Origin of the sequence: uncultured Sphaerotilus sp. (assembly GCF_963924895.1) — a bacterium.
GTDB lineage: Bacteria > Pseudomonadota > Gammaproteobacteria > Burkholderiales > Burkholderiaceae_C > Sphaerotilus.
In genome coordinates, this window is record NZ_CAWURG010000030.1 from 1 (window position 1) to 22770 (window position 22770).

Annotated in this window: 26 protein-coding genes; 4 read left to right on the plus strand and 22 right to left on the minus strand. The window is 66.9% G+C overall.

Going from position 1 to position 22770, the window contains the following annotated elements; all coding sequences use genetic code 11:
* Positions 1–6: 6 nt before the first annotated feature.
* Complete coding sequence (locus AABN02_RS11965) at positions 7–123, plus strand: zinc ribbon domain-containing protein (protein ID WP_338413229.1); 117 nt, start codon at positions 7–9, stop codon at positions 121–123.
* A gap of 72 nt (positions 124–195) precedes the next feature.
* Here the strand turns inward: AABN02_RS11965 and lexA are convergent, their stop codons facing one another.
* The gene (lexA, locus tag AABN02_RS11970; protein WP_338415164.1) at positions 196–888 is read right to left on the minus strand and encodes a transcriptional repressor LexA; all 693 of its coding nucleotides are present in this window, start codon (positions 886–888) and stop codon (positions 196–198) included.
* Positions 889–971: 83 nt separating this feature from the next.
* On the opposite strand from lexA, the gene AABN02_RS11975 reads away from it, so the two are divergent.
* Positions 972–1946, plus strand: a complete 975-nt coding sequence (locus tag AABN02_RS11975) for an asparaginase (protein ID WP_338415165.1) — start codon at positions 972–974, stop codon at positions 1944–1946.
* Positions 1947–1976: 30 nt separating this feature from the next.
* Here the strand turns inward: AABN02_RS11975 and AABN02_RS11980 are convergent, their stop codons facing one another.
* From AABN02_RS11980 to AABN02_RS11990, 3 genes are all read right to left on the minus strand, one after another.
* Complete coding sequence (locus AABN02_RS11980) at positions 1977–2402, minus strand: organic hydroperoxide resistance protein (RefSeq protein WP_338415166.1); 426 nt, start codon at positions 2400–2402, stop codon at positions 1977–1979.
* A 27-nt stretch (positions 2403–2429) separates the two neighbouring features.
* Positions 2430–2963, minus strand: coding sequence for a MarR family transcriptional regulator (locus AABN02_RS11985; RefSeq protein ID WP_338415167.1), 534 nt, complete (start codon positions 2961–2963; stop codon positions 2430–2432).
* A gap of 78 nt (positions 2964–3041) precedes the next feature.
* Positions 3042–3968: a DMT family transporter gene (locus AABN02_RS11990; RefSeq protein WP_338415168.1), complete on the minus strand. Its 927-nt coding sequence runs from the start codon at positions 3966–3968 to the stop codon at positions 3042–3044.
* Between the two features lie 178 nt (positions 3969–4146).
* Here AABN02_RS11990 and AABN02_RS11995 point away from each other — a divergent pair, with 178 nt between their 5' ends.
* A complete protein-coding gene (locus AABN02_RS11995; RefSeq protein ID WP_338415169.1) occupies positions 4147–5682 on the plus strand; it encodes a glycosyltransferase family 39 protein in 1536 nt (511 codons plus the stop codon).
* On the opposite strand, the gene AABN02_RS12000 is transcribed toward AABN02_RS11995, so the two are convergent.
* Positions 5594–6502 (minus strand): ChbG/HpnK family deacetylase, encoded by a 909-nt coding sequence (locus AABN02_RS12000; RefSeq protein WP_338415170.1) that lies wholly within the window; start codon positions 6500–6502, stop codon positions 5594–5596. The genes AABN02_RS11995 and AABN02_RS12000 overlap by 89 nt on opposite strands.
* Between AABN02_RS12000 and AABN02_RS12005 the strand changes: the two genes are divergently transcribed.
* Positions 6501–6899, plus strand: coding sequence for a GtrA family protein (locus tag AABN02_RS12005; protein WP_338415171.1), 399 nt, complete (start codon positions 6501–6503; stop codon positions 6897–6899). The two genes, AABN02_RS12000 and AABN02_RS12005, sit on opposite strands and share 2 nt — an antisense overlap.
* Here the strand turns inward: AABN02_RS12005 and AABN02_RS12010 are convergent.
* The 17 genes from AABN02_RS12010 to AABN02_RS12090 form a co-directional block, all read right to left on the minus strand.
* Positions 6859–7860, minus strand: a complete 1002-nt coding sequence (locus AABN02_RS12010) for a glycosyltransferase family 2 protein (RefSeq protein ID WP_338415172.1) — start codon at positions 7858–7860, stop codon at positions 6859–6861. The genes AABN02_RS12005 and AABN02_RS12010 overlap by 41 nt on opposite strands.
* Positions 7861–7875: 15 nt before the next feature.
* On the minus strand, positions 7876–8718 hold the full coding sequence (locus tag AABN02_RS12015; protein WP_338415173.1) for an ABC transporter permease subunit: 843 nt from the start codon (positions 8716–8718) through the stop codon (positions 7876–7878).
* Positions 8715–9653, minus strand: coding sequence for an ABC transporter permease subunit (locus tag AABN02_RS12020; RefSeq protein WP_338415174.1), 939 nt, complete (start codon positions 9651–9653; stop codon positions 8715–8717). The genes AABN02_RS12015 and AABN02_RS12020 overlap by 4 nt, the downstream gene beginning before the upstream one ends.
* A 13-nt stretch (positions 9654–9666) precedes the next feature.
* Positions 9667–10767, minus strand: a complete 1101-nt coding sequence (gene potA / locus AABN02_RS12025) for a polyamine ABC transporter ATP-binding protein (RefSeq protein ID WP_338415175.1) — start codon at positions 10765–10767, stop codon at positions 9667–9669.
* A 34-nt stretch (positions 10768–10801) separates the two neighbouring features.
* A complete protein-coding gene (locus tag AABN02_RS12030) occupies positions 10802–11929 on the minus strand; it encodes a polyamine ABC transporter substrate-binding protein (RefSeq protein WP_338415176.1) in 1128 nt (375 codons plus the stop codon).
* A 152-nt stretch (positions 11930–12081) separates the two neighbouring features.
* Positions 12082–13575 (minus strand): aldehyde dehydrogenase, encoded by a 1494-nt coding sequence (locus tag AABN02_RS12035; RefSeq protein ID WP_338415177.1) that lies wholly within the window; start codon positions 13573–13575, stop codon positions 12082–12084.
* Positions 13572–13925, minus strand: coding sequence for a nucleotidyltransferase domain-containing protein (locus AABN02_RS12040; protein ID WP_179635150.1), 354 nt, complete (start codon positions 13923–13925; stop codon positions 13572–13574). Before AABN02_RS12040 ends, AABN02_RS12035 begins: the two co-directional genes overlap by 4 nt.
* Entirely contained in the window at positions 13904–14305 is a 402-nt protein-coding gene (locus AABN02_RS12045) for an HI0074 family nucleotidyltransferase substrate-binding subunit (protein WP_338415178.1), read from the minus strand. The genes AABN02_RS12040 and AABN02_RS12045 overlap by 22 nt, the downstream gene beginning before the upstream one ends.
* A complete protein-coding gene (locus AABN02_RS12050; protein WP_338415179.1) occupies positions 14302–14460 on the minus strand; it encodes a hypothetical protein in 159 nt (52 codons plus the stop codon). The genes AABN02_RS12045 and AABN02_RS12050 overlap by 4 nt, the downstream gene beginning before the upstream one ends.
* A gap of 105 nt (positions 14461–14565) precedes the next feature.
* On the minus strand, positions 14566–15267 hold the full coding sequence (locus AABN02_RS12055) for a GIY-YIG nuclease family protein (RefSeq protein WP_338415180.1): 702 nt from the start codon (positions 15265–15267) through the stop codon (positions 14566–14568).
* Between the two features lie 290 nt (positions 15268–15557).
* Complete coding sequence (locus AABN02_RS12060) at positions 15558–15803, minus strand: DUF2442 domain-containing protein (RefSeq protein WP_338415181.1); 246 nt, start codon at positions 15801–15803, stop codon at positions 15558–15560.
* Positions 15800–16057, minus strand: coding sequence for a DUF4160 domain-containing protein (locus AABN02_RS12065; protein ID WP_259373201.1), 258 nt, complete (start codon positions 16055–16057; stop codon positions 15800–15802). The genes AABN02_RS12060 and AABN02_RS12065 overlap by 4 nt, the downstream gene beginning before the upstream one ends.
* Before the next feature lie 67 nt (positions 16058–16124).
* Complete coding sequence (locus AABN02_RS12070; protein WP_338415182.1) at positions 16125–17525, minus strand: aspartate aminotransferase family protein; 1401 nt, start codon at positions 17523–17525, stop codon at positions 16125–16127.
* A 136-nt stretch (positions 17526–17661) separates the two neighbouring features.
* Positions 17662–19026 carry a glutamine synthetase family protein gene (locus AABN02_RS12075; RefSeq protein WP_338415183.1) on the minus strand — a complete coding sequence of 455 codons (1365 nt, stop codon included), beginning with the start codon at positions 19024–19026 and terminating at the stop codon, positions 17662–17664.
* A 100-nt stretch (positions 19027–19126) separates the two neighbouring features.
* Positions 19127–19909 carry a gamma-glutamyl-gamma-aminobutyrate hydrolase family protein gene (locus tag AABN02_RS12080; protein ID WP_338415184.1) on the minus strand — a complete coding sequence of 261 codons (783 nt, stop codon included), beginning with the start codon at positions 19907–19909 and terminating at the stop codon, positions 19127–19129.
* Positions 19910–20000: 91 nt separating this feature from the next.
* Positions 20001–21227 (minus strand): FAD-binding oxidoreductase, encoded by a 1227-nt coding sequence (locus tag AABN02_RS12085; RefSeq protein WP_338415185.1) that lies wholly within the window; start codon positions 21225–21227, stop codon positions 20001–20003.
* Between the two features lie 157 nt (positions 21228–21384).
* Positions 21385–22707 (minus strand): aspartate aminotransferase family protein, encoded by a 1323-nt coding sequence (locus tag AABN02_RS12090; RefSeq protein WP_338415186.1) that lies wholly within the window; start codon positions 22705–22707, stop codon positions 21385–21387.
* Between the last annotated feature and the right edge of the window lie 63 nt (positions 22708–22770).

Here is a 22770-nt window from a genome sequence, read left to right on the forward strand (position 1 = left end):
CTTGGAATGAGGCGGTGGACTTGCTGCGAGTGCGGGGCGAAACACCACCGCGACGTGAACGCAGCCAAGAACATCGCCGCGCGCGGGCATGCGCGTCTCGCAGGAGGAATCCCCGTCCTTTAGGGCGGGGAGGATGTCAACCGCTCGGACGCGCGGCCCGAGGCCTGGCCTCGTGAAAGGGGCTCGAACGGCCCGTTAACTCAGCAGCGTGTTCCGGATCAGGCCGACCGCCAGCCCCTCGAGGCTGAAATCGGCGCTGCCCGTGGGCACCTGGATGGTCTGGAAATCCGGGTTCTCGGGGATCAGCTCGACCCCGGACGCCGTGCGTCGGAACCGCTTGACCGTCACCTCGTCGCCCAGGCGGGCCACGACGATCTGGCCGTTCTTGGCGTCGCTGGCCTTCTGGACCGCCAGCAGATCGCCGTCGAGGATGCCGGCGTCGCGCATGCTCATGCCGCGGACCTTGAGCAGGTAGTCCGGCTTGCGGGCGAACAGGTAGGACTCGACCGTGAAGGTGCGTTCGATGTGCTCCTGCGCCAGGATTGGAATGCCTGCTGCGACCCGGCCCACCAGCGGCAGATTCAGTGACAGCAGCCCGGCCGGAACGGCATCGAAAGGCATCTCGTCGATGCCGCGCATCCGGGACGCGTTGAGGCGGCGCAATGTGTCAGACTTGACGCGGATGCCCCGCGAGGTGCCGCTGACGAGGTCGATGACCCCCTTGCGCGCCAGCGCCTTGAGGTGTTCCTCGGCGGCGTTCGGCGAGCGGAAGCCCAGTTCGGAGGCGATCTCGGCACGTGTCGGCGGGGCGCCGGAGCGTTCGATCGTGCGCTGGATCAGCTCCAGAATCTGCTGCTGTCGGTCGGTGAGCTTGGGGCTGTCGTCCACGGGTTCCTCGCTAGGTGGTGACGTTGGCGGTGCGTAGACTGAGAAAATGTCCAGTACCTGTATTTTTATCCAGCCATTTGCAAATGACAAGCACTGATTCGAATACGAGCTTCCTGCCGCGGCGCATCGTCGTGCTGGGCACGGGCGGCACCATCGCCGGCAAGGCGGCGAGCGCGGACGACAACGTGGGGTACACGGCCGGGCAGGTCGCGGTGGCGCAGTTGCTGGACGCCGTGCCGGCGCTGCGCCGGCGCAGCGAAGAAGGCTGGTCGATCGAGTCGGAGCAGGTCGCCCAGATCGACAGCAAGGACATGAGCCACGCCGTCTGGCGTCGGCTGGCCGAGCGGGTGCAGCTCCACCTGGACCGCCCCGAAGTCGACGGCATCGTCGTCACCCATGGCACCGACACGCTGGAGGAGACGGCCTACCTGTTGCAGCGCGTACTGGCGCCGTCCAAGCCGGTCGTGCTGACGGCTGCAATGCGCCCGGCCAGCGCGAGCCAGCCCGATGGTCCGCAGAATCTGGCGGATGCTGTCACGGTGGCTGGTCTGGCCGGTGCGCGTGGTGTGGTGGCGGTGCTGGCCGGCAAGGTCTGGCGGGGGGAAGAGGTGCGCAAGGTGCATCCGTACCGGCCGGATGCCTTCGATGCCGGTGATGCCGGGCCGCTCGGCCACATCGAGGAAGGCCGGGTGCGACAGCTGCGCGACTGGCCGTCCGGCACGGCGCTCGGCCTGCAGGTGCTGGCGGCGGACATCTGGCCGGAAGTGCAGATCGTCGTGAGCCACGCCGGCGCCGATGGGCGGGTGGTGGATCTGCTGATGGAGGCGGGTGTGCAGGGGCTGGTGGTGGCCGCCACCGGCAATGGCACGGTGCACCAGGAACTGCAGTCCGCGCTGTTGCGGGCGCAGTCCGCTGGCGTGGCCGTGGTGCGGGCCTTGCGCGGCGGCTCGGGCTGCATCGTGCCGACCGGGCACGATCTGGTGCCTGACGCCGGCGCGCTCACCGCGGTGCAGGCCCGCGTGGAGATCCTGCTCCGGCTGCTGTCACGCCGGGCGTGAAGCGTGGCGGTCGGGCAGGTCCCGGCTTGATCAGAGCACGTTCAGCGTGACGTCGATGTTGCCGCGGGTGGCGTTCGAGTACGGACAGACGATGTGGGCGGCCTGGACGATGGCTTCGGCGGTTTCACGGTCGACGCCCGGGATGCTGACGTTGAGCGTCACCTGGATGCCGAAGCCGGTCGGGATCGGGCCGATGCCGACTTCCGAGGCGATCGAGGTGGTCGCGGGCAGGGCAACCTTCTTCTTGCCGGCGACGAACTTCATCGCGCCGATGAAGCACGCGGCATAGCCGGCCGCGAACAGCTGTTCGGGGTTGGTGCCGGCGCCGTCGTCACCGCCCAGGCCCTTCGGCACGGACAGCTTGACGCTCAGGCGGTTGTCGTCGGTGGTGGCGCCGCCGTCACGGCCTCCGGTGGCGGTGGCGCGGGCGGTGTAGAGCACTTTGTCGAGGGACATGGTGGAACCTTTCAGGGATTCAGGGATTCAGGGTTTCAGGGCGGGGCGGGGGCATTGGGTGGCAACGGTGGTCTGGCCTTCCGCCTGCGCGAGTGCCTGGCGCAGGCGGTGCAGCTCGCCGGTGAGGGCGCCGATCTCGTCGAGCGAGCAGCCGACGGCAGACGCCAATTGCGGGGGGATGGCCAGTGCCTGCTGGCGCAGCGCGACACCGGCCTCGGTGAGCTGGACTTGGACACGCCGTTCGTCCTCGCGGCTGCGCTGCCGCCGGACCAGACCTGCGCTCTCCAGGCGCTTGAGCAGCGGTGTGAGCGTGCCGGAGTCGAGCGACACGGCTTCGCCCAACTCGCCGACGCTGCGGCCGTCGCGCTGCCACATCGCCAGCATCACCAGGTATTGCGGGTAGGTCAGCCCGAGCGGCTCCAGCAGCGGCCGGTAACGCTTGGTCATCGCCAGCGAGGCCGCGTACAGCGCAAAGCACAACTGCCGGTCGAGGGCGAGCCAGTCGCTGGTCGGTCGGTCGGGTGCCTCGTGGAGGTCGCGGTTGCTGGGCTTGGTATGCATGGTGTGTGCAGTTTAATTGCACACAATAAAATTGCTCGAAATGTGGTCTTGCCTGATTCTGCCTAGTTCAACACCTGCTCAGCGGGCGGGTGATTCAGGCCAGGTGGCCAGCACCACGCCGAGCATGGCCAGCGCGAAGGCCTGGGCCTGCGCTGCACTGAACGACTCGCCCAGCAGCAGTACGCCCACGGCAGCGGCCGACACCGGCAGCATCACCGTGAACACCCCCGCCCGCGCAGCGGGCACGTGGCGCAGGCCGGTCATCCACAGCCACACCGTCACCACGCTGGCGGCCAGGGCATAGAACAGCAGCAGCACCCAGGTCGGCTGTGTGACCGTGGTGAAGTCGAACGACAGCGCCTGCCACAGGCCGAACGGCGTGACCAGCGCGAGGCCCCACAGGTTGACCAGCGCGCTGATGCGGCGCGGGCCGATGCGGCCAGACAGCCGCTTGCCGATCACGACATAGCTGGCTTCGCAGACCACCGCGCCCACGAGCAGCAGATTGCCCGGCAGTGCGCTGGCGGCGCCGGGCACATCGGCGACACCGTGCCGACTCCAGGACACCAGCGCGATGCCCGCCACGGCACAGGCGATGCCGGCGAGGACGCGCCCGGTGAGCCGTTCACCCAGGAAGAGCCGCGACAGGATGGCCACCACGCCCGGCAGCGCCGCCATGATCACGCCGGCCGCGAGGGCGGTGCTCATGGCGACGCCATAGAGCATGCAGATCGAGAACAGGAAGTTGCCGAGGAAGCTCTCGAAGAAGAGCAGCACGCGGTCGTGGCGGGAGATCGGCGCCTCGCTGGCCGGGCGACGCACCCAGCCGGCCATGGCCACCGCGGCGATGCCGAAACGCAGCCAGGCCAGCAGGAAGATCGGAAAGACAGCGACCAGCAGCTTGGAGAGCCCGACGTAGCTGCCGACCAGCGCCATGCTGGCCGCCAGGCAGGTATAGGACCAGCGCAACGTCGAGGTCGGGAAGTTCTCGGTAGGAGATGTCATGTTGATACTTCACAATTCCGCGCTTCCAATGTGTCTATTTGTGAAGCAGAGCAGCCGTGAAGCCGTTGTGGAAATGATGAACAGTCGTGGGGATGGTACCCGTGCGGGTGACGTGAACGTGCCGGGTCTGGTGGCCGGACCCGCTCGCCGGCCTGTTCCATGGCTCCCGGAGGGCGGTTTGCGCTGGCTGGTGTCGGGCCGTGGCCTGGACCATCCGCCGCTGCTGGCCGCCGCGCTGGTGCTGCTCTGGGTGCTGGTCGCGTGGTGGACCAACACGGCGCAGTACGGCGACCACTTCGAGCAGCTGTCCTGGGCGCAGTCGATCGAGTGGGGCTACCACAAGCATCCGCCGCTGCCGAGCTGGCTGCTGGCGGCCGCGATCCGCGTGGGGGGGCTGCAGGCATGGTGGCCGTCCGTGCTCGCCGCTGGCTGCATTGCCTTGAACCTGGTGCTGACCTGGCGCATCGCCTGCTGGCTGATCGGCGAGGACCGTGCGGGGCTGGCCGTGCTGTTCGCCGGCCTGCAGCAGGGCTTCATGAGCAAGGCGCAGCTGTTCAACCACAACTCGGTGCTGGTGGTGTGCGTGTCGGCGGTCGTGCTGCTGGCCTTGCGCGCGACCCAGCTGGAAGCGACGCGTCCGGCGCGGCAGCAGACGCTGCGCTGGGTGCTGGTCGGCGTGATGTCCGGACTGGCGATGCTGTCGAAGTACCAGGCCGCGCTGCCGCTGATCGGCGTGGTGGTGGCGATGTGGCGCACGGGCGCGCTGGCGCGTCCCGCGAATCGCCAGGGGCTGGCGCTGGCGGTGGCGCTCGCGCTGCTGATGCTGGCGCCGCACGTGGCCTGGGTGGCCACGCACGGCTGGAGCACGGTCGCCTATGCGACGCAGTCGGGTGTTTCGCAGACTGCGGGCGAGCGGCTGGCCGGGGTGGTCAAGTTTCTGGTGATCCAGGTCCGTGTGCTCACACCGGCCTTGCTGATGCTCATGGCGATGGCGTGGTGGTCGAGGCGCCGCCCGGTCGCTGCCGTCCCGGATGCCGCCATGCCGCAGGGGAGCGGTGTTGCCGGCCATGCACCGCAGTGGATCTGGCTGAGCAGCCTGCTTGGTGTGCCGGTGGCGGGCGTGCTGATCGCGGCGATGCTGGGTGGCTTGCGGCTGCAGGACCACTGGGGCATTCAGACCTTCCAGTTCGTGGGCATCGTGGCGGCCGCGCTCTGGCCCAGGCCCGTGCGGCCGGAGTGGCGCCGCTGGGTGGCCGTGGCGCTGGTGCTGCATGGCCTGTTTGCGCTGTCTTACACCGCGCCGCGCTGGACCGACCTGGCCCGCTCTTCGCGCACACGTCTTGACGAGATGTACCCGGCGCAGGCCATGGCCGACGCAGTGCGCCAGCGCTGGGCCGAGGCGGTGCCGGCCGGCTGCACGCTGCGCTTCGTGCGCGGCCCCGGCTTCGAGGCCGGCATCGTGGGGATGTATGCCGCGGACCATCCGGCGGTGGTCGATGACAACCTGCTGCACACGCCGTGGCTGGAGCCATCGGTGTTTGCCGAGGCCGGCCACGTGGCGGTGCGGCTGGGTGCGCCGCCGGAGCTGGACGAATGGTCGTCCGGCCCGGTGCTGCGAGGGGAGTTCAGTTTCGACGTGCCGGCGCAGCAGCAGGCGCCGCACCAGACGCTGCACTGGATGATCGTTCCGCCAGCACGTTGCGCAGCGCCGTGATTTGCAGCCCGGCCTCGGCGAGGTCGTCCAGCAGGGCGTCGGACTGCCAGACGCTCCACTCGACCTGGCGGGCAGCGCCGATGACATCACAGGCCGGCGCCTGACTGGCCGGGTGGCACATCAGCAGATCGCCGTCCTGCGCCAGGGCGAACCAGCGTTGCAGCAAGGCCCGGTAACCCGCCGCATCGGTGTCGAAGCCGTAGACGCCGAGCAGGTGCGCATTGGATTGCCAGCCACGCCGGGCCGCGCCGCGCTGCAGTTCCGCCGCACCCAGCCACGAGATCACGTCGGCCTTGCGCCGCAGCGGCAGGTCGGCGCCGGCCGGCGCCCGACTCGCGCGCAGCCACGGCCGGTGCGCGGTGTCCGGGTAGCGCGCCTCCAGTGCCGCCAGCAACACACCGCGGACCTGCGCCAGCTGGTGCACATGCTGGTGGCCGTCCACATGGTCCGGCGCCGCGCCCCAGCCGTCTTCGAACCGGTCCAGCTGCTGCTCGATCCGGCGCCGCAGGGCACGAGCATCGAACAGGTGCAGACCGGCGCGCAGGATCACCCGCTGCAGCGGCTCGCCCGTGACACCGGGCAGGGCCTCGGTCAGGTTCAGGTGCAGACCGACGTCCACCGGGTGGGTGTCGGCGGCCTCGCGCAGGGCTGCGGCGCTGGCGGGCCAGGTCGGGCCGTCGCTCATCACGCTGACGGCGCTGATGCGGCCGGCGCGTGCAAGCTGGACGCTGGCCTCGTCGATGCCGGCGTGCAGGCCGTAATCATCGACACAGACCGCCAGGCGCCGGCAGGGTCGGGGGGAGGCTAGGATGTCGGGCATGTCGAAAGATCGTTGGCAAGGCGTGCGTTTCATCGCCGTGGGGACCACCGCGGCTGCGGTGCATTGGGGGGTCGTGCGCCTGGCCGTGGAGTCCATGGGGCTGGCGCCGCTGAGCGCCAACGTGGTGGGCTGGATGATCGCATTTGTCGTGTCCTTCAGCGGACACCGGCTCTGGACCTTCGGCGCGACCACCGGGGTCGGCACCGGGCAGAGCCTGTGGCGCTTTGCCCTGGTATCCGGCGCCGGCTTCGTGGTCAACGAGGCCTGTTACGCCGCCGTGCTGCGCACCGGCGGCCTGCGCTACGACCTGGCGCTGGGCGTGGTGCTGGTCGGGCTGGCGGTGGGGACCTTCGTGGTCAGCCGGCTCTGGGTGTTTCGGGCAGCACCAGCGGGGTGAGGCCACCGTCCTGCGGCAGACCTGCGCCCAGGCTGCGGTGCACGATGTAGAGCGGGCGCCCCTTGACCTCCTCGTAGATGCGCGCGATGTACTCGCCGAGCACGCCCAGGCTGAGCAGTTGCACCCCCGAGAACAGCATCGTGCTCACCACGATGGTGGTCCAGCCCGAGATCTCGGCGCCGAACAGCCAGTAGTCCAGCACCAGATAGCCGCCATAGCAGAACGCCAGCAGCGCCAGGTTCACGCCGAGCACGCTGGAGGCCCGCAGCGGCCAGGTCGTGAAGGCCGTCATGCCACTCAGCGACAGGCTGACGAGGCTGTGCAGGTTGTAGTGGCTCTGGCCGCTGGCGCGCGCCTTGGGCGTGTAGGGCAGCTCTTCCGAGTGGAAACCGACCCAGGCGTACATGCCCTTCATGAAGCGGTTGTGCTCCGGCAGCGACTTGAGCGCGTCGACCACATGGCGGTCGAGCAGCCGGAAATCCCCCGCATCCGGCGGAATCGTCACCCGCGGGTGCGTCGCGTTGAGCATCCGGTAGAACAGGCGCGTGAAGGTGCGCTTGAACCAGGGCTCGTCGCTGCGGTCCTTGCGGCGCGCGTAGACCACGTCGATGCCGTGTCTCCAGCGCTGCAGCATGGTCGGGATCAGCTCGGGTTCGTGCTGGAGGTCGGCGTCCATCAGCACCACGGTCTGGCCGCGTGCCGCGTCGATGCCGGCGCTCAGGGCCGCTTCCTTGCCGAAGTTGCGCGACAGCAGCAGCGCACGCACCCGTGGCTCCCGCGCCGACCAGTGCGCCAGTTGCAGCGCGGTGTTGTCCCGGCTGCCGTCATCGACGAGCACGATTTCCCAGGTCAGTCCGAGCGTGTTCAGCGTGGCCATGCAGCGTTCGAGCAGCGCGTCCAGATTGCCGGCCTCGTTGTAGCAGGGAATGACCAGACTGATGCTCTTGCAGATTCGTTCCACCCGTTCGATCACCCTTCAGCCACCCTTCAGCGCAGCTTGCTGTTCCTGCTGCAGACGCCGCTCGCGCAGCGCAATCATGTAACTCGACACCACGACGAACACCGCCACCACCACGATCACGACCGTGGCCAGCGCGTTCACGGTGGGGTCCAGACCCAGCCGGGCGCGCGAGAAGATCACCAGCGGCAGCGTGGTCGAACCCGGGCCGGACAGGAAGGCCGACATCACCACATCGTCCAGCGACAGCGTGAAGGTCAGCAGCCAGGCGGCCAGCATCGACTGCGCGATCATCGGCAGCGTCACCAGGAAGAAGACCTGCAACGGCCGGGCGCCCAGGTCCTGCGCCGCTTCCTCGAACTGCGGGTTCAGATCGCGCAGACGCGCGGCGATCACCACCGTCGCATACGCCATGCCGACCAGCATGTGGCCGAGCCAGATGGTGATGATGCCGCGCTCGGGCACGCCGAACAGCCGCTGCATCGACACCAGCATCAGCAGCAGCGACAGCCCGACGATCACCTCGGGCATCACCAGCGGCGCGTTCACCATGCCGGAGAACAGCGTGCGGCCCTTGAAGCGCGGGTAGCGCTCCAGCGTGAAGGCGGCCAGTGTCCCGAGGATCACCGAGCCGGTGGCGGTGGCGGTGGCGATCTGCAGCGACAGGAACAGCCCGTTGCGGATGTCCTCGTCACCGACCAGCTTCTCGTACCAGCGCAGCGAGAAGCCGGCCCAGACGTTCGGCACCGGTGAGTCGGTGAAGCTGTAGACCACCAGCGCGATGATGGGCAGGTACAGGAAAACGAATCCAGCGGTCAACCAGATCCGGCTGGTCCAGCGTCCGGCGGGGGTGACGATCACTTGGAGGCTCCCTGCGACTGGTTGCGGTTGAAGATCGCCAGCGGCACAAGGATCAGCAGCACCATCGTCACCGCGACACTCGACGCCATCGGCCAGTCGTTGTTGCTGAAGAACTCGTCCCACAGCACGCGGCCGATCATCAGCGTCTCCGGCCCGCCGAGCAGTTCGGGGATCACGTATTCACCGACACACGGGATGAACACCAGCATGGCCCCCGCGACGATGCCGCCCTTGGACAGCGGCACCGTGATGCGCCAGAAGGCCTGCCACGGTGTTGCGCCCAGGTCCTGCGCGGCTTCGAGCAGGCGCAGGTCCAGCTTGGACAGCGTGCCGTACAGCGGCAGGATCATGAAGGGCAGGTAGGTGTAGACCATGCCGAGCAACAGCGAGAACGGCGTGTACATGAACTGCCCCTCCGCCGAGATCAGCCCGAGCGGCAGCAGCACCTGGTCGGCGTGGATGGTCTTCAGGAAGGTGCCGACCCAGCCGGTGTCGGCGTCGAGCAGGCCCTTCCACGCGTAGACGCGCAGCAGGAAGCTGGTCCAGAACGGCAGCATCACGCCCATCAGCAGCAGGGGCTGCACGGTGCCGGGCGCGCGGGCCATGAAGTAGGCAAACGGGTAGCCGATGGCCAGGCAGACCAGGGTCGTGATGCCGGCGTACAGCAGCGACTGGCCGTAGGTCGCCAGGTAGAGGTCGTCCTGGAAGATGGTGAGGAAGTTCTGAAGCTTGAGCTTCATGAACAGCTCGTTGTTCGAGAAGGTGAACAGGTCGCTGACCTTGGCGCCGTCCATCTCCGCGAAGCTGATGCGCAGCACGATGAGGAAGGGCAGCAGGAAGAACACCAGCAGCCAGACATAGGGTGTGCCGATGACAAGGCTGCGGCCGCTGAACACGGAGCGCAGGCGCTGGAGCGGGGTGGTGGCCGGGGTCATGGTTGCCGGCCTGTCATTGCGTCAGCACGACCTGGGCGGATGGCTGCCAGTAGGCCCAGACCGCATCGCCCCAGGTCGGCGCGCCGGAGCGGTCGCGGCTGTCGTTCTCGACCGTGACCTTGAAGCGTGCGCCGCTGGCCAGCTCCAGGTGGTAGAGCGTGCTGTCGCCGAAGTAGGACATCTCCTTGACGACGCCGCGCACCTGGTTCATCGCGCCCTCGGGCTTGTCCTTGCTGACCGAGATCTTCTCCGGGCGCACGGCCACCGTCACCGGCTGACCGAGGTAGCCCGAGATGCCGTGGCCGATGTAGTGGGTGAAGTCCGCGCACTGCACGTGCACGTGGTCGGGCTCGTCGACGGTGATGGTGCCGTCGGTGAGGTTGACGTTGCCGATGAAGTCGGCGACGAAGCGGGTGGTCGGCGTCTCGTAGATGTCGGAGGGGCTGCCGACCTGCAGGAAGCGCCCCTCGCTCATCACCGCGATGCGCGAGGCCATGGTCATCGCCTCTTCCTGGTCGTGCGTCACCATCACGCAGGTCACGCCGACCGTCTCGATGATGTTGACCAGCTCGATCTGCGTGGCCTCGCGCAGCTTCTTGTCGAGCGCGCCCAGCGGCTCGTCCAGCAGCAGCAACTGCGGCCGCTTGGCCAGACTGCGCGCCAGCGCGACCCGCTGCTGCTGGCCACCCGAAAGCTGGTGCGGCTTGCGCTTGGCCAGCTTGCCGAGCTGGGTCAGGCGCAGCATCTCGTCGACGCGCGCCGTGATCTCGGCCGAGGGCAGGCCGTCGCGGCGCAGCCCGAAGGCGATGTTGTCCCACACCGTCATGTGGGGAAACAGCGCATACGACTGGAACATCATGTTCACCGGGCGCTCGTAGGGCGGCTTGCCCGCGAGGTCCTGCCCGTTGAGCACGATGCGGCCGGAGGTCGGCGACTCGAAGCCGGCGAGCATGCGCAAGAGCGTGCTCTTGCCGCAGCCCGACGAGCCGAGCAGGGCGAAGATTTCCCCCTTGGCGATGTCCAGGCTCACCTGGTCCACCGCCCGGAAATCCCCGAACTCCTTCACCACGGAGTCGATCCGCAGGAAGGCGCTGTCCTCCAGTGTCTTGGCCATGTGCGTGTATCCCTGTGACAGTGCGGGACCCGCGTCAGCGGCCCGCCTTGAAGTTGGTGAAGGTCCGGGTGATCAGCTTGCGGGTGGCCTGGTCGGGCGTGCCGGGCGGGATCATCTTGGCCATCGACGCTTCGTCCGGGAACACCGCCGGATCCTTGGCCAGTTCCTGCTTCACGAACTTCAGTGACGCCTTGTTCGGGTTGGCGTAGAACACCGTGTTGGTCAGCGACGCATGCACCTCGGGCTTGAGGATGTAGTTGATGAACTTGTGCGCGTTGTCCGGATGCTTGGCGTCCTTGGGGATCGCCATCGTGTCGAAGAACAGCAAGCCGCCCTGCTTGGGCAGCAGTACCTGCAGGTTCTGCGGCTTCTTGGCCTTGGCCGACTTGTCCTTGGCGATCATCACGTCGCCCGACCAGCCCACCACGGCGCAGATCTGTCCCTTCGCCATCTGGTCGATGTAGTCCGAGCCCGAACCGACGAAGCGCGTCACCGAAGGACGGATCTTCTTGAGCATCTCGCCAGCGGCCTTGTAGTCGTCGGCGTTGGTGCTCGCCGGGCTCTTGCCGATGTAGTTCAGCGCCAGCGGCATGATTTCCGACGGGGTGTCGAGCACGGCCACGCCGCAGCCCTTGAGCTTGCTGGCGTACTCCGGGTTGAACACGAGGTCCCACGAGTTCTCGGGCATCGGCTTGCCACCCAGCGCGGCCTTGACCTTGTCGACGTTGATGCCGACCGTCGTGTAGCCCCAGAGCCAGTCGACGATGTGCTCGTTGCCCGGGTCCATCTTGGCGAGCTGCGCCTGGATGGCGGGGTCGAGGTTGGCGAGGTTCGGGATCTTGCTCTTGTCGAGCTTCAGCAGCAGGCCGGCATCGATCTGCGACTTGGCCCAGTTCGAGCCCGGCACCACGATGTCGTAGCCCGTCTTGCCGGCGATCAGCTTGGCGTGCAGGGATTCGTTGCTGTCGAAGAGGTCATAGCGGACCTTGATGCCCGTTTCCTTCTCGAAGTTCTTGATCGTGTCTTCAGCGATGTAGTCCGACCAGTTGTAGATGTTCAGGACCTTCTCTTCCTCGGCGCGCACGCCTGCCGAGCACAGCACCGCAACAGCGGCGACCAGGACATTCAGGGCCTTGGCGGGCCGGGAGGACAACAGGTTCATGAGCGCTCCAGTAGAGGGTTGAAGTAGGGATCGAGTGGGAAACGAAGCCATCGGATCAGTGGTAACGGATGTTTCCGATGCTGGAAAGACCCTGCACGCGGCGGGATTATGGCCCGAGGATTCGCCAATTCGTCACGCCGCGCGCCGGACCTTCAGGCGTCATCCAGCCGCAGCCAGGTGGTCTTCAGTTCGGTGTACTTCTCCAGCGCGTGCAGGGACTTGTCACGGCCGTTGCCGCTCTGCTTGTAGCCGCCGAAAGGCACGGTGATGTCGTCCTCGTCGTACTGGTTCACATGCACGGTACCAGCTCGCAAGGCGCGTGCCACGCGGTGTGCGCGGTTGAGGTCGTGGCTCCAGACGCTGGCCTGCAGGCCGTAGGGCGTGGCGTTGGCGATGCGCACGGCTTCTTCCTCCGTCTCGAAGCGGATCACCGACAGCACCGGCCCGAAGATTTCCTCGCGGGCGATGCGCATGTCGTTGGTCGCGCGGTCGAACACGGTTGGCTGGACATAGAAGCCGCCCGACTCGGTGCGCACCCGCTCGCCGCCATGGCAGACCGCGCCTTCCGCCCGACCGGCGTCGATGTAGCCCAGCACGGTGCGCATCTGCCCTTCATCGACCAGCGCGCCCATCACGGTCGCCGGGTCGAGCGGGTCGGCGGGCTGCCAGCCGGGCATCTGCGCGGTGACGTTGGCCACGAACTCGTCGGCGATGGCCGCGTGAACCAGCACCCGCGACGGTGCGTTGCACGACTCGCCCTGGTTGAAGAACAGGCTGCTGGCGACGGTGCGCGCCGCCTTGGCCGGGTCGCGGTGGTCGGGGAAGACCAGGAAGGCCGACTTGCCGCCCAGTTCGTTGTAGACCCGCTTGAGGTTGGAGCGCCCGGCGTAGTCGAGCATCCGGCGGCCGGTGCGCGTCGAGCCAGTGAAGCCGATCGCGTCCACGTCCATGTGCAGCGCGAGCGCCTCGCCCGCCTCGTGGCCGAAGCCCGGCACGACGTTGAACACCCCCGGCGGCAATCCCGCTTCGAGCGCGATCTCGGCCAGCCGCAGCGCGGTCAGCGGCGATTTCTCGCTCGGCTTCATCACCACCGAGTTGCCCGTGGCCAGCGCCGGCCCGAGCTTCCAGGCGGCCATGATCATCGGGTAGTTCCACGGCACGATCACGCCGACCACGCCCATCGCCTCGCGGGTGATGAGCGCCAGCGCGTTGCGGCCGGTCGGGGCGATCTCGTCGTAGACCTTGTCGATCGCCTCGGCGTACCACGCGATGGTGCGCGCGGCGGCGGGCACATCGACGCTGCGCGAGAACTGGATCGGCTTGCCCATGTCGAGCGTCTCCAGCAGCGCGAGTTCGTCGCGGTGCGCCAGGATCCCCTCGGCGAAGCGCTGCAGCACCTTCTTGCGCGCGGCGGGCGGCTGGTGCGCCCAGCGGCCGTCCTCGAACGCGGCGCGGGCCGAGGCCACGGCGGCGTCGATGTCGGCCGTCTGCCCGCGGGCGATGGGGGCGAGGTGGCGGCCGTCGATCGGCGAGTGCTTGTCGAAGGTCTCGCCGCTGGCGCTGGTGACGCGCTGGCCGTTGATGACAGCGCGGCCGTCGAGGGTGAGGGCGGCGGCACGGTCGTGCCAGGACTGCGTTGGGTTCATGAATGTTCCGTCGTCTTGGTCTGCAAGGGCGCGGGGGAGCCGAGCGGGCGTCCGTCGCGCAAGGCGTTGTCTTTCAGCGCCGGATTGGTGATCCGGTCCCAGTGCAGCAGGTCGATCTTGAACAGGATCGGCAGGGCGTCGATCTCGTTCCAGAGCGTCGAGAACTCCGCATCGGTCATCTGTGGCGCCACGACGGCCAGGTCGATGTCGGACCCGGGCCGTGCGGTGCCACGCGCGCGCGAGCCGAAGATCAGCACCTGGTCGATCGTGGCGTGCCGGGCGAACACCTGACGCAGTGCGTCGAGGTGCCGCTGCGCGATGCCGAAGGTCAAGGGGTCTCGGTCTGCCATTGCGCCACGTCCACAGCCAGTTGCTTGAAGATGCCTTGTCCGGATTCGAGCAGGAATTCGTAGACCTTCTGGGCCAGCAATTCGTCGTAGGTGTGGCTGGTCAGGTTGCGCATCTTCTGCGCGTCGCTCCAGAGGTTGCCGTCGTGGATCAGGCCGTTCTGGAGGGACGCCTGAAAGACATCGCGGGGCGTCAGGGCGTCGATGCCCACCACCTCCAGCCGCAGCTTGAGCGTTTTCCACGCCAGCTCCCAGCAGAACTCGAAGCGCTGGATGGCCGAGTCGCGCACAAAAGTGTTGAAAGGTTGTTCGCAGGCTTCGACCAGCCGGGCCACGGCGCGGCGCAGGTCGTTGGCGCGTTGTTGGAAACGGTCGGTGCTCATTGGGGTTTCGTCGCAATCATGGATTTCAATGCCCGCATGACTTCTGCGAGTTCGCGCTGCAGCGCCGCATCAAAAGCGCGGCGTGCAATTTTCTTTTCTGCGGGACTCCAGTTGCTTGGCATTGGGTTTTCCTTGCGATGCTCAACGTTAGGCATCAGCGCGCGATTAGCGAACGGATTGTATTTGGATTCCGGCAGTACCCAAAGCCGGCTGTAACGGTTCTTCGGTTTTTAAAGTACGCCGAAGGAGAATCTATTTATTCACGATTGAAGGAACTTCACTATCGAGTCGACTTCTTGAAGTGTCGTATCGAACCACTCTATACCCGGAACTCCTTCCCGCCACTTTCCCTTTGCCTTGAGTACAGCATGTATAGCTGACTCGGCATGGCTCATTCTTGAAACTTCCCACTGGCCGAGAATCGTAGGCTGTTCAAATGTTGCGCTTCCTTTGCACTGGGCTGCGACTCGTGCAACAACATCCAATCGTGCCTTGCCAATCTTGATCGGGAAGGGTGTGCCCTGTTTTTGGATAAGTGGAAAAGTGAACGCGTAGACCCATCCTTTCAAATCGTCGGCATCCTCGACCGCGTCCGGCTCCGCGTCGTCGATAGCAGCATCTTCAGCGGCGTCCACTACTGCTTGCGGCGTTGCCAGAATCCTCTGAAAGTTACCCTTACCGAGGTTCGTCATCTCCCCGGTTTCGGCGGCCATAAATGCGACAAAATACTTTACCGAGCTTTTGAGCTTGACCCCGCCTTCGCTGTTTGCACGTTTATATGTGAGGTTCTGTTGCTCCGGCGTCAGATACTCATCTAAGACACTCTGTGTGTAGTCTCGCAGCAGGATCACCTCGCCGGCCGCTACTTCGGGCTTTGCGAGGATGGCTGGCAAGACCTCGTATCGAGCAAAGTGGTAGCACCATGAACTTGTCGCTTCAAATGGTTTTTGTGCCTGCTGCATGAAGTTCGGTCTCTCTGTGGTTACCCATTAGTTTTGATAGAGCAAATCCTCGACGCTCGCTTGATTGCTACTTACGCCACAGCGGGCATTTTTGCGGAGCGCTGCACAGTGGCTTTCGAATGCTTAACTAATTTAGACCTTGCGGCCTTGCTGTCTAACTTTGCCCTTGACATCTAACTCAGCGCGAAAAATCCGCCCAAGCCCTTGTCGCCATTGATTTTCCCCTGCTGCGTGACGCATAAATCGTCCTCCTGAATAGACCACCAAAACATGCACTGCGATGCCTGCCGCTATTGGGTGCTCTCGTTCGACGTTTTCCATCGAGCTTGAATCGTGTCGGCGGACAGGTCTGCGCCGCAGTCCCACTCGACGAAGTATTTTCCGTTGTGGATCCGCCTGAATTCACTCTGTTCTTTTAGTGGCAAAAAGGCTTCTGATTCAAGAAGTGGTTTTACATCGAACAAGCCAGCTTTCCCGTCATCGGCCTTGATGTACAGCACAAAATCTTCCTGGGGAATGATTTCTACAATATTCATTGGTCAAGTCCTCGAATGGGGAAAGGTTTTTTACCATTGACGGCCAGCGCCCAATCGGCAAGTAGATCATCTTCGTGTATCGCAATCCATGCGACGACCAGCTTATGCTTTTTCGGAGGGAGCTTGCCTGCCAAGACCGTGCCGTCCTGAATTGAGTAGACCGCTACTTCACCTTGATAGTCTGCATGAATATGCGGCACGTTGTGCTTGTCCGTGTCGTAGAAGAACATCCGGATAAGGATGCCGTAGAACATTGAAATGGTAGGCAATGATGGCTCCCCTGTTTTACGCCTGATCTGTGCAGGGCGTCGAGTTCGTGCATCACACCCACCCCCGCGCCCGCACATCCGCCAGCGTCAGATCCAGACACTTGTGGATCAATCCCATCAACTCATCCACCTGCTCAATCGTCATCACCAGCGGCGGCGCAATGATCATCCGGTCCCCGACCGCGCGCATCACCAGCCCGTTGGCGAAGCAGTGGCCGCGGCAGATCATGCCAACGCCCAGTTCGGAATCGAACATCGCCGGGTGCCCATCCCCGCGGTCCTTGGCCTTGACGAGCTGCATCGACGCCATCAGCCCGCAGGTCTGCGTCTCGCCGATCAGCGGGTGGTCGTTCAGCTTGGCGAACTGCGCCGCCAGATACGGCCCGGTCTCGTCGCGCACCCGCTCGACCAGCTTCAGCGACTGGATCAGCTGGATGTTGGCGATCGCCACGGCGCAGGCGACCGGGTGGCCGCTGTAGGTGTAGCCGTGCTCGAACTCGCCGCCTTGCTCGATCAGCGCCTTGGCGACGCGGTCACCGACCATCACGCCGCCCAGCGGGATGTAGCCCGAGGTCACGCCCTTGGCGAAGGTCATCAGGTCCGGCTTCGTGCCCATCGTCTCGCAGCCGAACCAGTTCCCCGTGCGCCCGAAGCCGCAGATCACCTCGTCGCTGACCAGCAGGATGCCGTACTGGTCGCAGATGCGCTGGATCTCCGGCCAGTAGGTGGCCGGCGGCACGATCACGCCGCCCGCACCTTGCACCGGCTCGCCGATGAAGGCGGCGACCTTGTCCGGGCCGACTTCGAGGATCTTCTGCTCCAGCCAGCCCGCGGCCACCACGCCGAACTCGTCGCGTGTCATCCCGGCGCCGTGTTCGAGCCAGTGAGGCTGGTCGATGTGGGTGATGCCGGGGATGGGCAGGCCGCCCTGGGCGTGCATGTACTTCATCCCGCCGAGCGAGGCGCCCGCCATCGTCGAGCCGTGGTAGCCGTTCCAGCGGCTGATGATGGCCTGGCGCTCGGGCTGGCCTTGCAGATCCCAGTAGCGGCGGACCATGCGCACCACGGTGTCGTTGCCCTCCGAGCCGGAGCCGGCGTAGAAGACGTGCTGGAACTGCGGCGGCGTGACCTCGGCGAGCAGTTGCGCGAGTTCGACGGCGGGCGGCGTCGTGGTCTGGAAGAAGCTGTTGTAGAAGGGCAGCTCCTTCATCTGGTGCGCCGCAGCGTCAATCAGCGACTGCTGCCCATAGCCGACGTTCACGCACCACAGGCCGCTCATCGCGTCGAAGAGCCGGTGGCCTTCGCTGTCGGTGAGGTAGAGGTTGTCGGCCTTGGTGATGATGCGCGAGCCCTTCTGCGCGAGCTGCTGGAAGTCGGTGAAGGGGTGCAGGAAGTGGGCGGCGTCGGCGGCTTGCCAGGAGGCGGTGTCGTGGGTGGTCGGGGTGCTGGTCATGGTCCTGTCCTGTTGACGGCGTCATCCCCGCGCAAGCGGGGACCCACGGTGCGGGGCGGTCGGTGGCCGGCGTGGGTGCCCGCGTTCGCGGGCATGACGGGGTTGTGTGCGTGGGGTGAAACGGTCGAGAGGGTGGTCAGACGTGCAGCAGCAGGTGCTCGCGCTCCCACGGCGAGATCACCTTCATGAACTCGGCGTACTCGATTTCCTTGATCTCGGTGTAGACGGTGATGAAGGACTCGCCGAGCACCTCCGCCAGCGCCTTCTCGTTGCGCAGCTTCTCCAGCGCCTCGCCCAGGCTGCGCGGCAGCTGGTAGTCGCCGAGGTAGGCGTCGCCCTTGCACTCGGGCGTCGGCTCGATCCGGTTCTTGATGCCGAGGTAGCCGCAGGCCAGCGTCGCGGCCAGCGCGACGTAGGGGTTCGCGTCGGCGCCGATCACGCGGTTCTCGATGCGCCGCGCCGCGGGCGAGGCCACTGGCGAGCGGATGCCGACGGTGCGGTTGTCGGTGCCCCACTGGATGTTGATGGGGGCTGCGGTGAAGCGCGAGAGGCGGCGGTAGCTGTTCACGTACGGGGCAAACAGCGCCATCGCCGACGGGATGTACTTCTGCAGGCCGCCGATGTACCAGTAGAACTCCTTGCTCGCCGTGCCGTCCGGGTTGCTGAAGATGTTCTGCCCGTCCTTGTTGACGAGGCTCTGGTGGATGTGCATGGCGCTGCCCGGCTCGCCGGCGATCGGCTTGGCCATGAAGGTGGCGAACATGTTGTGGCGCATGGCCGCTTCGCGCAGCGTGCGCTTGAAGAAGAAAACCTCGTCGGCGAGCTGCAGCGGGTGGTCGTGGAAGAAGTTGATCTCCATCTGGCCCGCGCCGATCTCGTGGATCAGCGTGTCCACGTTCAGCTCCATCTTCTCGCAGTAGGAATACACGTCCTCGAACAGCGGGTCGAACTCGTTCACGGCGTCGATCGAATACGCCTGGCGCGAGGTCTCGGCGCGGCCGCTGCGGCCGATCGGCGGCTTCAGCGGCATGTCGGGGTCGGTGTTGCGGGCGACCAGGTAGAACTCCAGCTCGGGCGCCACGACCGGGTTCCATCCCTCGGCGGCGAACAGGTCGCAGACCCGGCGCAGCACCGAGCGCGGCGCGAACGGCACCATCTTGCCGTCCTTGTCGTAGCAGTCGTGGATGACCTGCGCGGTCGGGTCGGTCGCCCACGGCACGATGCGCACCGTGGCCGGGTCGGGGCGCAGGTGCATGTCGCGGTCGGTGGGGTTGATGACGTCGTAGTACGGGCCTTCTTCGGGGAATTCGCCCGTCACGCCCATCGCCACCACCGCTTCCGGCAGCCGCATCCCGCGGTCCTCGGTGAACTTCTGGCGGGGCAGGATCTTGCCGCGGGCCACGCCGGTCAGGTCGGGCACCAGGCATTCGATCTCGGTCACGCGGCGTTCGTTGAGCCAGTGTTCGAGGTCGCTGAAATTGAAGTGTTCGCGCTTGTTCATGGTCTGTTCCGTGTTCGTCTCTGGGGACAGGCGGCACCGATCGCGACGCCGGTCGCTGCCGGGCGTCGTGCTGTCGGTCCCGCCCGGGGAGGAGGACGGATCAGCGGCTCGGTGGCCGGTGCAGGTCGCGGTAGTCCTGGCACGCGGCGCCGAAGGCGCGCAGCATCGCCAGGGAGACCGGGTTGTCAGCCGCCTGCCACTCCGGATGCCATTGAACGCCGAGGGCGAATCCGGGGCTGTTTGCCACCGAGAAGGCCTCGACCAGACCGTCGGGCGCGAGGGCCTCGACGCGCAGTCCTTCGGCCAGGCGGTGCACGCCCTGGCCGTGGACACTGTTGACCATCACCTCGTCGCTGGCGAGCACGCGCGCCAGCACGCCGCCGGGCTGCACCTGCACCGGGTGCGAGAAACCGTATTGCACCTCGACCGCATCTTCACTGCGCGCGCGGTGGTCGTGCAGGCCTGCCACCTCCTGCACCGCCTGGTGCAGCGTGCCGCCCAGCGCCACATTGGTCTCCTGGAAGCCGCGGCAGATCGCCAGCAGCGGCATCCCGCGGGCGATCACCTTGGGGATCAGCGGCAGCGTCCAGGCATCGCGCACGGCGTCCAGCGGCAGCGCGGGGTCGTGCACGGCCTCGCCGAAGTGGCTCGGGTGCACGTTCGAGGGCGAGCCGGTCAGCAGCACGCCATCGGCCAGATCGAGCAGGGTGTCGAGTTCCTCGGGGCTGGCCGACGGGACGATCAGCGGCAAGGCGCCGGCGAGCCGCACGGCATCGAGGTACTTCTTGCCTGCGATGTGGAAGGGATGCTGTCCCAGCATCCGGTTGCAGGCCGGGACGAGGACCACGGGGGGTCTTGAACGGGACGGGAGTGCTTGGGTCATTGGAAATGAAACCATTGCATGCAGTGTGCCAGCACCATTTCGGTGCTGGCCACCGGGTTCCCCCTGATGCCGGGTCGAGGAAGGCGGGTGGTCACAACTGGTCCCTCAGCCGGTGCCAGAGCATGCCCAGCACGAGCGTCGGGGTACGCAGGCGCGCCCCGCCGGGGAAGGAGCGGTGGCGCAAGCGGCTGAACACGTCGAAGCGGCCGGCGTCGCCGCACATCGCTTCGGCGGCCAGCTTGCCGGCCAGCCCGGTCAGCGCCAGGCCGTGGCCGGAGAAGCCTTGCACCAGGTAGATCGGCGCCGTGGCCGCCCCGTCCGCGGGCAGGCGCACGAATTCGGGCGCGCGGTTCATCGTGATGTCGACGAAGCCGCCCCAGGCATGGGTGACGGGGGTGCGCGCCAGGCTCGGGAAGGTCCGGACGATGTGCGAGCGCATCCGGGCGGCGAGGTTCGGCGGCGTCACCGTGCTGTAGCTGACCTTGCCGCCGTAGAGCAGGCGCTGGTCGGCGGTGGGGCGGAAGTAGTCGAGCGAGAAGTTGTTGTCGCACACCGCCGCGCGGGTGGGCAGGAGTGCATCCATCTGCGCCGGGCTCAGCGGCTCCGTCACGGCCACATAGGTGCCGACCGGCATGATGCGGGCGCCCTCGGTCGTGGGGAGCCCGGGCAGGCCGGGCAGGTGCACATTGCCCGCCAGCAGCACCTGTTCGGCCAGCACCTGTCCGTGCGCCGTGCGCAGCAGCGTCACGCCGCGGTGCCGCTCCAGCGCGGTGACCGGGGAGGACTCGTACAGCCGGGCGCCGGTCTGCCACACCGCGTTGGCCAGCCCGAGTGCGTACTTCAGCGGGTGCAGGTGGCCGCTGCGGCGGTCGTAGACGCCGCTGTCGTAGCGGGCACTGCGGATGTGCAGCGGCAGCGCGGCCCGGTCGAGCCACTGCTGGCGGTAGTCGTAGACCTCGGCCATGCGGTCGACCCAGCTGCGCAGCGCGCGGGTCTTGCGTGGACTGGCGGACACGGTCAGCGCGCCGGACTGCCAGTCGCAAGCGATGCGGTGCTGGTCGCGGCGGGCGTGGATCAGGGTCAGCGCCTCGACCGTCATGGCCCAGACACGGCGCGCGTCGCCGAGGCCGAGCTGCGACTCGATCTCGGCCATGTCGCAGGCCAGGCCCGGCAGCGCCTGCCCACCGTTGCGGCCTGATGCAGCCCAGCCGAGCTGCTGGCCTTCGAGCAACACCACCGAGCGGCCACGCTGTGCCAGTTCCAGCGCCGCCGACAAGCCCGCCAGACCGCCACCCACCACGGCCACGTCGGCCCGCACTTCGCCTTGCAGCGGCGGGTGGGCCGGCGGGCGCGTGACCCCTTCGGCGTACCAGGAACGCCGGGACAGGGCCAGATCGGTGGTCAGCAGCGAGCGACTCAGGCGGGACTCCGCGGGCAGTGGGTTCGGCCCATTGTGGCCGAGCTTGCCAAGAAAGTCACACGACGCGGCGGATGGCCGTGGCCACGGTCTCGACGATCTGCCCGATCTGCTCGGCCGAGATGATCAGCGGCGGCGACAGCGCGATGGTGTCGCCGGTGGTGCGGATCATCACGCCCTGCGCGAAGCAGTCGAGGAAGACGTCGAAGGCCCGCTTGCCCGGCTCGCCCGGACGTGGCGCCAGCTCGATCCCGCCGACCAGCCCGAAGTTGCGGATGTCCACGACATGCGGCAGGTCGCGCAACCCATGCAGCGCGTCGGCGAAGGTGCCGGCCATCGTGGCGGCGCGCGTGAGCAGACCCTCGTCGGCATAGGTTGCCAGCGTGCCCAGGCCGGCGGCGCAGGCCAGCGGGTGGGCCGAGTAGGTGTAGCCGTGGAAGAACTCGATCAGGTGCGCCGGGCCGTTCATGAAGGTGTCGTGGATCGCCTGCTGCACGAAGACCGCACCCATCGGCACGCTGCCGTTGGTGATGCCCTTGGCCGCGGTGATCATGTCCGGCACCACGCCGAAGGTCTGCGACGCGAAGGGCTGGCCGGTGCGCCCGAAGCCGGTGATGACCTCGTCGAAGATCAGCAGGATGCCGTGCTGGTCGCAGATCTTGCGCAGGCGCTGCAGGTAGCCCTGCGGCGGGATCAGCACGCCCGTCGAGCCGGCGATCGGCTCGACGATGACGGCGGCGATGGTCGAGGCATCGTGCAGTGCGACCAGGCGCTCCAGGTCATCGGCGAGGTCGGCACCGTGTTCGGGCTGGCCGACGCTGAAGGCGTTGCGAGCCGGGTCGTGGGTGTGGCGGATGTGGTCGACGCCGGACAGCAGCGTGCCGAACATCTTGCGGTTGGTGACGATGCCGCCGACCGAGATGCCGCCGAAGTTGACGCCGTGGTAACCACGCTCGCGGCCGATCAGACGGGTGCGGCTGCCTTCGCCGCGCACGCGGTGGTAGGCCAGCGCCATCTTCAGCGCCGTCTCGACCGACTCCGAGCCGGAGTTGGTGAAGAACACGCGGTTCAGCCCCGGCGGGGTCAGCCTGGCCAGCTGGTCGGCTAGTTCGAAGGCCTTGGGGTGGCCCATCTGGAAGGGCGGCGCGTAGTCCATCTCGCCGGCCTGCTGCTGGATGGCCTGCACGATCTTCGGCCGTGCGTGGCCAGCGTTGACGCACCAGAGTCCCGCCACGCCGTCGAGGATCTGGCGGCCGTCGTCGGTCCAGTAGTGCATCCCCTCGGCGCGGGCGAGCATCCGCGGCGCCTGCTTGAACTGGCGGTTGGCGGTGAAGGGCATCCAGTAGGCGTCGAGGCTGGGGTCGTGGGCGGCAGTGGTCATGGCGGTCGGCGGGTTGGCAGCGGGAGGCAGCGTGAAGGCTCCAGTCTAGGCAGGGACACGCGC